Below are 14,126 nucleotides of genomic sequence, written 5' to 3'. Positions count from 1 at the left end.
ATATGGCCCTAAAAAAAATAGTCTCCAAAAAGACATCAGCGGTGTCTCCCAAAAATAAATTTTTTAAAAAAGAAAAAAATAGACCCAAGGGGCGACCGGCAAAAAATTTAAATAAAAATACATCAATCAAGCTAACAAAAAAAAATCATTCCAGCAAGAAAAAACATAATGACAAAATAGAAAACTTGCGTGGCATGCGCGATATTTTGCCGCCCGAACAAAAATATTTTGATTATTTTAATTCCATGGCTTCACGTTTAGCTCAAATTTATGGCTATGAAAAAATTAATTTACCCCTACTGGAAGAAACGGATTTATTTAAAAGAAGTATTGGTGACGATACGGATATTGTGAACAAAGAAATGTTTACTTTTGAAGATCAGGGTGGTGAGTCGATTACTTTAAGACCCGAAGGTACAGCTTCAGTTTGTCGATCATATATTCAACATGGCATGTTAAATTTACCACAGCCAGTTAAACTTTTTTATAGTGGCACGATGTATCGACACGAGCGCCCCCAAAAGGGACGTTATCGTGAATTTCAACAGTTTGGCTTAGAGTCTTTGGGAAGTAAAGATTCTATTTTAGACGCCGAAATGATCTTAATTGCTTTTAAATTATATAAAAGTTTGGGCATTGACGTGACAATTCAAATTAACAGTTTAGGTTGTCAGGAATGCCGGCCCCTTTATCAAGAAGAGTTGGTAAAATATTTAAAAGCCCGTAAGGGTTTATTGTGCGAGGAATGTCAAAAGAGGTTGGACAAAAATCCTTTGCGAATTTTAGACTGCAAAGAAGAAACTTGCCAACGCATCATTCTAGAGGCACCACAAATTGTAGATTATTTATGCCAAGAGTGTAAGGAGCATTTTATTAGTGTTTTAGAATATCTAGACGAGGCGGAAGTTTTATACAATTTAAACCCGCGGATTGCTCGCGGTTTAGATTATTATACTAAAACTATTTTTGAAATTTGGCCCAAGACTGATGAAATTTTAGCTCAGAGTGCTTTGGGTGGCGGTGGCCGATATGACAAATTAATTCAAAATTTGGGCGGACAAAATGTATCAGCTTGTGGTATGGCGATTGGTATTGATCGAACAATTATAGAACTAAGAAAGGTTAAAAATTTATCAATTAATCGTAAATGTCGAGTGTTTTTAATTCATGTTGGCCAGACAGCCAAAAGGAAAATCCTAAAATTATTTGAAACTTTAAGATTGGAAGGCCTAGACGTTGGTCAAGCCTTTTCAAAAGATAGTTTACGTGATCAATTGGAAATAGCCAACAAACATAGTGTTGATTATACTTTAATTTTAGGTCAAAAGGAGCTTTTAGATAACACGATTTTAATTCGCGACATGCAAAGCGGTGTGCAAGAAATAATTGATATTGATAGGGTAGCCGAGGAGGTTAAAAAAAGATTAAAAAGAAAAAAAGTAATAAGTTATAGTGGTTGGACAAGAGAAAAGGATAAATCATCACTCAAAATTAAAACTAAATTAACGGTTAAAAATAAAAAAACATCTAATAAAATAAAAAAAATTAAGCCAGTTGCAAAGAAAAATTTATCAACCAAACCTCAACCCAAAAATAATAATAAATTTAAAACTAAAATTAAGACTAAAGTTAAGAAATTTATTCACAAAAAGAAATGAAGTTAGCGTTTTATAGTTTGGGTTGTAAGGTTAATCAAGCTGAAATTAAAAACTGGCAAAATTATTTAGGTCAAAATTTTAAAATAGTCAATTTTAATTCTCGGGCAGACATCTACATTATTAATAGTTGTAGCGTAACTCAAAAAGCTGAACGTGAATCACGCCAAAAAATTAGTCAAGCTCGGCAACAAAATTCTCGGGCCTTAATTGTAGCGTCTGGTTGTTTATTGGATCATAAATTGCCTCAAATTGATTTATGGATAGATAATTTTAAAAAAGATAATTTGCCATTAATTCTAAAAGATCATTTAAAAATAAAAAAACTTTTATCAGTTAAAAATAAAGCACAAAATTTAACTCGGGCTTTAGTTAAGATTCAATCCGGTTGTGATAATTTTTGTGCTTATTGTATTGTTCCTTTTTTACGGGGTCGACCACAGAGTTTTTCTAATCGAGATATTATTCAACAAATTAAAAACTTAATTAAAGCTGGGCATCAAGAGGCTGTTTTAGTTGGAACAAATATCGCAAAATATGATTATCAAGGCTTTAACTTAGCTGATTTAATTCAACAAATTTTAGAAGAAACGTCTTTACCACGTTTACACTTATCTTCATTATGGCCGAGTCATTTAAATTCAGCTTTAATAAAATTATTTCAGCATCCGCGTTTATGTCCACACATCCATTTATCCTTGCAAAGTGCCAGTAATCAGATTTTAAAAAAAATGGGCCGAAATTATACCCGACGGCAAGTTTTAAAAATTATTCAGCAATTACGTCAGATACAACCGCGGATAAATTTTACAGCCGATATTATAGTCGGTTTTCCCGGTGAAACTGAAAAGGATTTTCAACAGACGTATGATTTTTGTCAGCAGGTTGGTTTTTATAAGATACATGTTTTTCGTTATTCTGTAAGACAGGGAACGCGCTCAGCGGATTTTAAAAATCAAATTAGTTTAGAAACCAAAAAGGCTCGGAGTTTAGAATTAAGACAATTAGATCTAATTTTACGTCAACGAGTAGTTAATAATTTTTTAAACACAAATAGTGAAGTGCTATTTGAAAATAAAATTGGCGATACTTGGCAGGGTTGGACAGATAACTATATTAAAGCTTATTTTAAAACAGACAAAGATTTACATAATCAAACTATTAAAGTTAAGTTAATTAAAAATTTTAAAAACGGAGTGTTAGTAGAAGAAAATGGCTTGACTTAAATTATAAATATAACTATAATGGGAATAGAAATTATTTTAAAGTAATTTATTAATTTTTTTAAATTTTAAAGAAAAGGAGGTGTTTTAAGTGTCCATAGAAGTAAAGAAAAAAGATAACGAGTCAATTAATAATTTATTGCGTCGATTTCGTCAGAAAGTCGAAAGTACTCGCCATTTAATTACTGTTAAATCTGGTCAATTTTATACCAAAAAACCTAACAAGCGAGCTCAAAAAGAGTCAGCTTTAAAGCGCAAACAAAGCCGAGACAAAAGAGAATATCTTAAAAAAATTGGTCAGATTGAAGATGAACCGCGTGGTTATCAATATAAAAAATAAATTAGATTAATATGACTCTTAAAGATAATATCGAACAAAATATTAAAAACGCTATGAAATCTGGCGATAAGTTTTTAGTTTCAACTTTACGCATGGTTAAAAGTGCGATTGCTAATTACGAGATAGAATTACGTAGCTCAAAAAAAGAATTAACTGAAGATGATGTTTTGGGCGTTATAATTAAAGAAGCTAAAAAACGTCAGGATTCAATTCAAGCTTATGAGCAGGGCGGACGTCAAGATTTAGCCGATCAAGAAAAAAAAGAATTAGAAATTATTCAACAATATTTACCAGCACAATTATCTGAAGATGAAGTCAGAAAAATTATTCAAAATACAATTGAAAGCTTGGGCAATGTGAGCTTACAAGATTTCGGTAAAATTATGGGAGCTATTATGCCCAAATTAAAAGGTCAGGCTGATGGTAATTTAGTTAATCAAATTGTAAAAGAAATTTTAGCTGGTAAATAGTATATTTAAATAATAATTTTTCTAGTATTTTTAATATTTTATAATTTTTTAAAACCCCCATGCTTGTCAAAAAATTACCATTTTTAAAAGGTTTATTGGTTAGTTTTGTTTTATCCAGTTTATTAATGCTGGCCTTTTTTATTTTTACGCCGATTGGCCAAGTTTTAGCACAGGAATTACCGTATTTACCTGATTCTAAATATGCAATCTCGGATGACGTCGATATTATGGAAACAATTGAAAAAATTATTGATGGCGTTTTGGCTCTCTTGGGTTTTATCGCAGTCGTTATTATTATTTATGCCGGTTTTCAATGGATGACGGCAGGTGGCAATCAAGATAAAGTTGATAAAGCTAAAAAAACTTTAATCAATGGAGTGATTGGTTTAGCAATTATTTTATTAGCTTGGGTAATTGTGATGGTGGTGTTTAATATTTTAACCGGACAAGGTCCGTGGGGGCCAGATGACCCTCCCGGAGATTGCGAATGTGACATTACTCTAAGTTGTGATCCTGGATGTAGTTGTGACCCCGATTGTACGCCGGTTCATCACTCAACACAGTTGCAAATAACATATAAAGATCCGACAGGTAATAATATAAAGATGTGTCAATATATTAGTCGTCCTGTTCAAGTTGTTTTTGATAGAAATATAGAAAGATCAACCGTAGAAGATAACTTTAGCGTTTTAAAATGCGAAGAAGATTTAACCGGAGATAATACGATCATGGAACATGTTTGCAATACAACTTCTTTGGTTGGTAATTTTGAAATTAATAATAATTATTTTATTTTTCAGGCAGACACTGGCTTATATCAACCTAATTATTGGTATAAGGCAATAGTTGGATCTGGTTTAAGTGGTGTCGATGGAAAGAGTCTAATTGATGACGAAGAGTGGTATTTTAGGTTTTCTGATGAGGTAGATGGGGAAGGTCCAATGGTGGAATCTACTAGTCCGGAAAATTTAGCAACGGATATTCATTTAAGCTGTCCTTTGGATGTAGTTTTTAATGAGTCAATGTATATTAGTACTGTAAATGAATCAAATTTTATTTTAAATCCACCCAGAGAAATTGCAAATATTTTATTTTCGGGTGGTGATGGTTTTACTTTTAGCTTCGGTGAAAATTATTTCGAAAACACTCCCTATGATGTAAAAATAAGAGGAGGAGGGAGTAGGGCAGATGAGTGGAAGGATGCCCGTTTCCCGATGGGTGATGGCGTTAGAGACGTGTGTGGTAATCCATTGGTTAGTGACTATAGTTGGAACTTTGAAACCGGAACTGGAGTAGAATGTTATCCAAGTATTACTAGCGTAACTAACGAAGGTTATCATAATGATGAAATAGTAATTCAGGGAAATTATTTAGGTGCGACCGGCAGATTGATTTTGAATAATGGTATTACTATAGATTCGAGCACAAAATATTGTTTTGATAATGGTATGAGTGGATACTATAAAATAGATTTAAGTTTGCCATGTTTGAATAATTGGGGGCCTGGAGAGATAAGGGTTAAGGCACCAGCGGCTGGTGGGACTTCGAACGGTGTTGTGTCTGGCAAAGTTAAAGTTGTGCGAGGTGATGGCATGAGCATTGTTTCAAATAATTCATTTAAAATTTTAAGTCCACACATTACAGATGTAAGTGGTAGTGACGGAGCTAGAGGCGGTCCAGGTCAATTAATTACAATTTTTGGTTATAATTTTGGAGCGGACGGTGTAGTAAAGTTTATTTCAAATGGAAGTGTATATGATGGAGTTACCCCACCTATCGAATGTGGAAATACTTGGACGGATAAAAGAATAATTATTCAAGTGCCAACCGGTGTTGCTCCCAATACAATAGGAGAAATACAAATTAAACGGGCTGATTTGAGTGGTGCCAATAGTCACAGTAATCTTTTTACGTTTAATTATTTAACAGATGCTGGGCCTGGAATTTGTTATGTTGATCCGGAATGTAATTCGGCCGGAGAAACAGTTAATATTATTATAGGTACACATTTACCGACTAGTGGCCAGGTTTATTTTGGCAGTTTTAATTCGAGCTACAGTGGTGCCACTACGACACGTATTGCGGGAGTAAGTATTCCTAATTCAAGCGTGATTGCTGCGAATGGGTATTACCCAATTAAGGTTGAAGACAGTAATCTTTTAGATTTTTATATTCCGTGTGGGGTAGCACTTTCGTGTGATGGTACCCCAACAACGCCAGGAAGTTGTGATCCGATGCATGACATGTGTCCAGATGGCACTTGTCAGATTCCTGGGTGTACTTGTCTAAATAATCCAAAGGTGATAAATAAATGGCCCAACTGTGGATGTGACGATGGTAGTTGTGATAAACTTGCTTGCACAAATACAGCTTTTAAAGTTAAATTCAATGAAGACATGAATGCAGATATGTTTAATAATTCAAATATTAAATTATTAGATTGTACGACTTTTGACTGTTTATCTCCTACAGAGCTTAGTTTGACTAATTTTAATCCAAGTAGTGGTGAGGGTAATGAAGTAATTTTTGAGCCCGTTGATACATTAAACCCAGATCATTATTACAGAATAGTATTAATGGAAAGCTTAGAATCATCAATGGATTCTATAAGAACTTTAGGTGATTTAAATTATCAATATGGAGCGACTTTTAATAATTCATATTCATGGATTTTTAAAACAAAAAGTGATCCAACTCCCTGTGAAGCAGATGGGGTAGATCTTTCACCCAACAGTAGAACGATTTTTATTGGAAAAAATTATAATTTTCATGCCACACCAACATCGTCGGGAAATTGTAATAATGCGCCGATTATTATTTCGGGATTAAATTATATTTGGGACGTTTTAGATATGTCCATCGCTAACCCAATTTCGTCAGGAGATGAGTGTGAAGTAGAGGGTTTGAAAGTAGGTAGTACCAAAATTAATGTTGAAATTGATGGTACAATTTATAGTGATACAAGTAATATTGATGTGGTGGTTGGTAGCGACATTTTTGATCCAAACGAAGATTGTTCTATTGAGGGTATGTGTGTTGGTGACTGTAGGGGGGATGCTTATAATTGTATGTCTTCTGGCGGTAATTGTAATTGTTGTTGTGAGATTGGAGCTAATACTTGTCCCAACCCATTGGTTTGTACTGAAGCTGGCGAATGTATGGGAGATAACCGAGGCTTGTGTTGTGGTTGTACTCGAGATGATCAATGTGCTTCAGGTGGTAGTGCAGATTTGGGCTGTAGTTTGTTGGATAATTGTTGTTATTCGGCGCCTAGGTTAATTAGTACGCCAAATCCAGCCTTAGAACAATGTAAAAATTCAACTTGGTATTTTAATTTTGATCCTAGTATTTCCATGGATCAATCGAGTTTAAATTCGACCAATATAGTTATTGATGGTCCGGACTCGGGTATTATTATTAGAACAAATTCTTCTGGTTTTTCTATATCAGCTGATGATTGTTTATTGGAACCTGGAGATTATAGTATAACCTTAATTGGAGGTAAAGAAGGCGGAGGTATAAAAAATATTAAAGGGATTTCTTTTAAGGAGGGTGGTTGTGAAGATGCTACATCAAGAGGTGTGACAGGTATTGGTGAGGGAATCAATTGTATTTATGAATTTACGGTGAATGATAGTTTGTGCGAAATAAATAATATTGAAGTTATTCCAACATCAAAAGAATATACAACGGTTGACGCTGGTAGAACATATAATGATGTTTTTAGAGCTGAAGCTTACGATGTTGATGGTGGCGGTGTGTGTGTAGATAATTATAATTGGAGTTCAACCGATCTTTCGGTTGCTAATGTTATTTCCAATATTGATTTGGAAATGGGTATTTCTTTAGCTAGTTCGTTAGATGATGGTGATACAACTAATATCGAGGCCGAGACTAATGGAAAAATTGGCACTGCTTCGGTGAATATTTCTTCTTTTGCCGGTCCGATACCTGGCACATGTACTGATGAGTGGAATAGTTTTCCATTAAATAATATGAATTTTAGCACTTCATATTGTAAAGATGGTGATTTACCGGTGCCAACGAGCGTGCAAACGCCACCTAGTAATACGACAGTCGGTATGTTAGCAAACTATTTAATGCCTTTTGCCTATTGCAGTAATGATCCAACTATAAATTGTAATAATACAATCTGTACCGAAGAACAGGGAGAATGTATTCATAATAGTATTGGTATTCAGGTTTGGAAAAATCCTCTACATTTATCACCTATTAAATGGTCACAACGACAAGAGGGTATTTATACTACCCCAGATTCACATATGCCAGTTGATGGTTATCCATCTGTCCAAATCGGTCGAACAGTTTATATTAATAGTGCTAATGATACTGGATCAAATTTATATACTAATATTTATTTAATTTCTTATTCTGAAGGAGCCTCTGAGCTGGTGATAAATATTTTTAATCAAATGTTAAATAATTTTAAATTAAATACAAATTTAACTAGTTTAGAAGATAAACAAAAGTTAGCTCGTGATGTAATTAGGTTGGCCGATTTAAATGACATAGCTGAAGCTTTAGAAAATTACAGATTGGAATATGGTTATTATCCAAAATTAGAATCAGGTTCTTATATTAAAGGCCAAACTTATAGTAAATGGCCATCATGGCAAAATAATTTAAGTAGTCAGCTGGGCATTAACCTTCCAACAGATCCCAACAATCAGTGGATTTGTACTGCCGTGGGTGATAATTGGAATGAAGAAACCTGTTGGAACAATCTCAGTGAAAAATTTAGTAGCGTTGCTGATGTAAATGTTTATGGTTATCGGATTGAGGGTAGGTGTAAGGACGCAACTGGTTGGGTAGGAACATGTCTTAGTACTACAAAATGTCCGATTTCTTGTTGGAATGATAGCGAATGCTCCTCTGGAAATTGTGATAAAAATTCAAGCTATGGTTTGTTTGTTGTTTTGGAATATAATAACATAACAAAATGGTTGGATCCCAGTGGTAGAATTCTTTATCAGACTGAAGCAATAGATCATGATTATGTCGGAGATTTTAATTTAAAAATTACCCCAGAGGGATGTAAATATACAGGTCCAGCAAGTTAGGATTATAAAATATTTAATTTTTAAAAAATAATTTTATGTTTAATGATAATTTAAACCAAGAACCGGAGGATATTTTTTCACAGCATGATCCGGTTAAAGAAAAAAATAGACCGCAACCAGTCAAGCTTCAAAGCGCAAATCAAAATTCAAATCAATTTTCGTCCCAACCGCAAGTGCAACAAAGGGCAGATGACTTGATTGAAATTCGCGATGAAAATAAGAGTGGTGTTATAAAAAAAATTATCCTAATTGTGGGAGTAATTTTAATTGTCGCTGGTTTAAGTTTCGGGGTTTGGTATTTTTTAAAACACAAATCACCAGTAACTCAAAAAGATTTAGATAATATAAATATTCAAGCTGAAGAAAATTTAATTCCAGATAATCCAATTGCAATACCATTACAAGCGGAAACGCAAATTAGTGATCAAGATCATGACGGTTTAAGTGATGAAGAAGAAATGGCTTTAGGCACAGATTTAAATAATGTTGATTCTGATGGAGATGGTTTGTTTGATCGGGATGAGGTTAAAATTTATGAAACTAATCCGTTAAATTTAGATACAGACGGTGATGGTTATTCAGACGGAGAAGAGGTTAAAAATAATTATAATCCACGGGGCGAAGGTAAATTAAGGGATTTTGAAAAAGAGCTTCAAAAACTCAAAGACACTCAGGGATTTTAAATAATTATTAAATCATTAAGATAATTTAAAAATAAATTAATTTATAATTTATGAAAGAAAATAAAAAAACACCTAAAATTGAAGAATCAGCTTGGCAGTCTGAAATTGATAAAATTAAAACCATGCCAGAACGTTTTGTGGATGCTGGTTATCAATCAGTCGCTAAAGAAAAAGACACCAATATAGGACGTTTATTTTTGTATATAGTTATTGGATTAATAATTTTAGGTTTAATAGCTGGTGGGGTTTATTTTCTTTTCTTTTATAATAAATCTGTTATACCAAAACCATCTTCAAAAGAAGAAATAGAACAAATAGAAAATAATCAAGAATTACCTCAAGAAGAAGTTGAGACGCAACCAGTCGGACCGTTAGAATTATCCTATAATGTTGAGAGCGAAGGAGCTTTTCAGGGTAAGGCAGAATTAAGGTTGAATTTAACCGACAAAATTTCTTCAGATGAAGTTAGTTTGAGTGGACAAATACCTAGTGAGGTTATGCAAAATATTGATTCTAAATATAAAATTATTGGTCCAGTTTATACTTTAATGCCACAAAATATATTTTTAAGTGATCAGTCTGATATTATTTTAACTTATTTACCAGATGAAAAAATAACTGAAGAATTAGAAACAAGATTAAGTATAGCTTTTTTAGTTGAGGGAGCTTGGTTAAAAATTAATTCGAATATAGATACGATTAATAACTCAGTGAGCGCCAGCGTGAGTGCTTTTCTTTCTAATAATTTTTCTTTAGTTATCGATCGGTCTTTATTGGTAGAAGATATGAATATGGAAGGAAAATTACCAGCAACTACTGATTCGGATGGCGACGGTTTAACTGATACGGAAGAAGAGCTATATAACACTGATAAATTAATGGCTGATACTGATGGTGATAGTTATCCTGATGGAGAAGAATTAATAAATCTTTATAGTCCAGTTGCGGGTAATGGAGCTAAATTAGCGACCTCAAGTTTAATTAACATTTATACTAATTTAGTTTATAAATATACTGTTTTTCATCCAGCGGGTTGGCTAGCTAGACCATTAGATGAAACTAACCAAGAAGCTTTAATAACTTCAGCAACCGGCGAAACAATCGAAATTATTATAATGGATAATCCGGACAATATTTCAATTGAAACTTGGTACCGAAATCAAATGGCGGGCATGGATATAGATGAACTTGAGCGTGATAAAATAGATGGACAAGATGCAGTTTGGAGTATTGATGGCCAAACTCTTTATACGGCCTATGCTGGTAGAATTTATAGTTTAACCTATCATCACGGCAGTCACGAAAAACTTAATTTTAAAACGACTTTTAAAATGATGATTAAGAGTTTCAAGTTTCCTAAATTGTCAGATTTAGAGCTCCAAAGTCAATATGACGCCGTGCGTTTAGAACATATAGATCAGATTCAATCTGCTTTAGAAATGTATTATCAAGATCATGGAATATATCCTGGAAGTTTAATTACTGGCGAGAGTTTACGGAGTTTAGATGATGTTTATTTGCCAAGCATTCCAGCTAACCCAGAGCCAGGTGGCATGTATTATGAATATCAGGTTAGTCAAGATGATCAATCTTATGAGTTAAGATTTAGGTTAGAAGTCGGAGCGGGCGATTATGATGTTGGTTATTATTTAGCTACTCCCGGTGGAATAAGTCGAGAATAAAACATGCAACTTGAAATTAACAATTTAACGTCTTGTAGAATTAGCTCTGGTTTTTTCAAAAAAACTATGGAAAAAATTTTAAAGATTCTAAAATTATCTTCACAGACACACATTTCTTTAGCCATAGTTAATGATCAAGAAATTAAAAAAATTAATAAATTATATCGTGGACAGAACAAAGTCACAGATGTAATTAGCGTGCCAGTTGAGAAAAGAATAAAATTAGAAGATAAAAACTATTGGGGTGAAATTATTTTAAATTATTCACAAGTTAAAAAACAGGCCGAGGATAATAATCATTCAATCCAAAAAGAATTAACAATTTTAATTGTTCACAGTATATTACATTTAATAGGTCATGACCATCAGACTGATGAAGAGGCTAAAAAGATGTCGACAAAAGAAGAAATGATTTTAAAAAAGTTATAAACATTGGACGGGTTTTAAAAAAGAGTTATAATTAATATATTATAAAGTTTAATTTTTAAATTTAACTTTCATGAAAGAGGAAACTTTTATTGGATTAGATATTGGTTCTGAAAATATTAAAATAGCCGTGGGTCAAAGAGATGCCCAAGGTAAAATTAAAATTATTGGCGGAGTTGAAAATTCTTCTGAGGGAATTTCTAAAGGGGTAATTAATAGTTTTGAAGATACCGTGGCCAGTATTTCTAAAACATTAGAAAAGGTTGAGCGCATGACGGGCTTGCCTTGTGAAGAAGTTATTTTGGGCGTGACAGGTACACATATTTTATCTCAAGACAGTAAGGGTGTGGTTGCCGTAGCTAAAGCTGATGGTGAAATTAAAGAAGGTGACGTGGAACGAGCGTTAGAAGCGGCACAAGCCGTAGCTACTCCACCGAATTATGAAATCGTTCATGTTTTACCTCAAGTTTTTTCAGTTGATAATCAAAATAATATTAAAGATCCGATTGGAATGACAGGGGTGAGACTAGAAGTTCAGGCTAAAATTATTGAAGGCTTATCTTCACAAATTAAAAATTTAACTAAATGTGTTTATCGAACTGGTTTAGAAATTAATCAATTGGTTTTTAATATTTTAGCTGCCTCTGAAGCCGTTTTAACTAATCGACAAAAAGAATTGGGTGTAGCAGTGATTGATATTGGTCACACAACTACTAGCGTGGCAGTCTTTGAAGAAGGAGATTTATTAACGGCTAAAGTTTTACCAATTGGTTCGGCGCATATCACTAATGATATTGCTTTAGGATTAAGGGTTTCGGTTGACATAGCTGAAGTCGTTAAATTAAAATTTGGATCAGCCTTACCAGATGATTTTTCTAAAAGAGATGAAATTGATTTGCATAAAATTGACGAAAAAGAGGAAGAAAAAGTATCTCAAAAACACGTCGCTGAGATTATCGAAGCGCGAGTAGAAGAAATTTTTAAAATGGTAGACAAGGAATTAAAAGAAATTGATCGGAGTGGTAAGTTGCCAGCAGGAGTAGTCTTGTGTGGTCAGGGCGTGAAATTAAAAGGTTTGGGAGATGTGGCGAAAAGAGTCTTAAGGTTATCCGTTGGTTTGGGTTATCCTCAAGATATGTTAATAGCGATTGATAAATTAAACGATCCTGGTTTTGCTGCGAGTATCGGTTTAGTCGTTTGGGGGGCACAAAGCCAAGCGATGGGTAGTAAAAATAATTTAAACAATTTGATCGGCTCGTCTGTTAATAAAATTTTTGCTATAATAAAGAAACTTATAAAAAAATTTATTCCTTAGTTATATTTTATAAATTTATTAAATTAAATATATATGCCAGAAGTAAAACCTAACATAGAAACTTTTGCCAGGATTAAAGTTGTAGGAGTCGGTGGGGCTGGAGGATCGGTTATTTCAAGAATGATTGAATCTAAAATTCGTGGAGTTGAATTTGTAGCTGTTAATACAGATGCCCAAGCCTTACTTCGTATTTCGGCGCCCAAAAAGTTACATATTGGTAAAAATTTAACCAAAGGCTTAGGAGCTGGTATGGATCCAGACGTTGGAAAAAAGTCAGCCGAAGAAAACCAAAACGAAATTCATGATTTATTAAAAGGATCTGACATGGTTTTTGTGACTTGTGGTCTGGGCGGAGGAACTGGGAGTGGCGCAGCACCAGTAATAGCTGAGATTGCTCAAGATTGTGGCGCTTTAACTGTGGCAATTGTAACAAAACCATTTGCTTTCGAAGGTTTACAGCGTGGCAATATTGCTGATCGAGCCTGGGAAGAACTAGCCGGTAAAGTAGACGCTATTATTACAATTTCTAATGACAGATTGTTACAAATTATTGATAAAAAAACAACCTTAATCGAATCTTTTAAAGTCGTTGATGAAGTTTTAAAACAAGCAGTCCAGGGTATTTCAGAAATTATTAATGTGCCAGCTTTAATTAACATTGATTTTGCTGATGTTAAAGCCGTTATGAAAGAAGCCGGCACGGCTTTAATGGGAATTGGCAAAGCTAATGGTGAAAATCGGGCGGTTAGTGCAGCCAAATTGGCCATTACTAGCCCGTTACTTGAAAGTTCGATTGAAGGTGCTCGGGGCATTTTATTTACTATTACTGGCAGTCCAGACATGGCTATGCACGAAGTTAATGAAGCTTCTAAAATTATTACTGAATCGGCCGATACTAACGCTAAAATAATTTTTGGTGCCGACGTAGATGAAAAACTTAAGGATGAAATTAGAATTACAGTGATTGCAGCTGGTTTTGAAAAAATAAAATCAGCTGGTAATCGAAATTATTTATTGGATAATAAAACCCAAACGGTTCCTTATCAGACCAAAAAAGATCATTTTTTTGAAAAGGGTTACAGGGATGAAGAAAGTGGCATAAAAAAAATTGATAAATACACCAGCGATGAAAAAGATTTAGACGAACCAGCTTTTTTGCGTAAATCTGACGAAGAAAAAGAATTAGAAATTCCAGCTTTTTTGCGTAAAAAAATAGACTAAAATAAAAATCAAAATAAAATTATCAACTTT

General features: G+C 33.6%; 10 protein-coding genes. All 10 read left to right on the top strand.

The window, feature by feature from the left end; translation table 11 throughout:
- Nucleotides 1–2: 2 nt before the first annotated feature.
- Nucleotides 3–1,658: a histidine--tRNA ligase gene (gene hisS / locus PHS07_01360; GenBank protein ID MDD4606976.1), complete on the top strand. Its 1,656-nt coding sequence runs from the start codon at nt 3–5 to the stop codon at nt 1,656–1,658.
- Nucleotides 1,655–2,881 carry a tRNA (N(6)-L-threonylcarbamoyladenosine(37)-C(2))-methylthiotransferase MtaB gene (mtaB, locus tag PHS07_01355; protein MDD4606975.1) on the top strand — a complete coding sequence of 409 codons (1,227 nt, stop codon included), beginning with the start codon at nt 1,655–1,657 and terminating at the stop codon, nt 2,879–2,881. The genes hisS and mtaB overlap by 4 nt, the downstream gene beginning before the upstream one ends.
- 88 nt (nt 2,882–2,969) lie before the next feature.
- Nucleotides 2,970–3,218: a 30S ribosomal protein S21 gene (gene rpsU, locus PHS07_01350; GenBank protein MDD4606974.1), complete on the top strand. Its 249-nt coding sequence runs from the start codon at nt 2,970–2,972 to the stop codon at nt 3,216–3,218.
- Between the two features lie 11 nt (nt 3,219–3,229).
- Nucleotides 3,230–3,688, top strand: a complete 459-nt coding sequence (locus PHS07_01345; protein ID MDD4606973.1) for a GatB/YqeY domain-containing protein — start codon at nt 3,230–3,232, stop codon at nt 3,686–3,688.
- A 59-nt stretch (nt 3,689–3,747) separates the two neighbouring features.
- The gene (locus PHS07_01340; protein MDD4606972.1) at nt 3,748–8,769 is read left to right on the top strand and encodes an Ig-like domain-containing protein; all 5,022 of its coding nucleotides are present in this window, start codon (nt 3,748–3,750) and stop codon (nt 8,767–8,769) included.
- Between the two features lie 35 nt (nt 8,770–8,804).
- Nucleotides 8,805–9,452, top strand: coding sequence for a hypothetical protein (locus PHS07_01335; protein ID MDD4606971.1), 648 nt, complete (start codon nt 8,805–8,807; stop codon nt 9,450–9,452).
- 50 nt (nt 9,453–9,502) lie between these two features.
- Nucleotides 9,503–11,134 (top strand): hypothetical protein, encoded by a 1,632-nt coding sequence (locus tag PHS07_01330; GenBank protein MDD4606970.1) that lies wholly within the window; start codon nt 9,503–9,505, stop codon nt 11,132–11,134.
- Nucleotides 11,135–11,137: 3 nt separating this feature from the next.
- On the top strand, nt 11,138–11,563 hold the full coding sequence (gene ybeY / locus PHS07_01325) for an rRNA maturation RNase YbeY (GenBank protein MDD4606969.1): 426 nt from the start codon (nt 11,138–11,140) through the stop codon (nt 11,561–11,563).
- A gap of 70 nt (nt 11,564–11,633) precedes the next feature.
- A complete protein-coding gene (ftsA, locus tag PHS07_01320; GenBank protein ID MDD4606968.1) occupies nt 11,634–12,875 on the top strand; it encodes a cell division protein FtsA in 1,242 nt (413 codons plus the stop codon).
- Between the two features lie 33 nt (nt 12,876–12,908).
- Nucleotides 12,909–14,096 (top strand): cell division protein FtsZ, encoded by a 1,188-nt coding sequence (ftsZ, locus tag PHS07_01315; GenBank protein ID MDD4606967.1) that lies wholly within the window; start codon nt 12,909–12,911, stop codon nt 14,094–14,096.
- Nucleotides 14,097–14,126 lie beyond the last annotated feature (30 nt).

The organism is Patescibacteria group bacterium, assembly GCA_028707495.1.
Classification (GTDB): domain Bacteria; phylum Patescibacteriota; class Patescibacteriia; order UBA2591; family JAQWAS01; genus JAQWAS01.
Note: the sequence above shows the minus strand (reverse complement) of the source record. Positions and strands in the feature narration are given on the sequence as shown.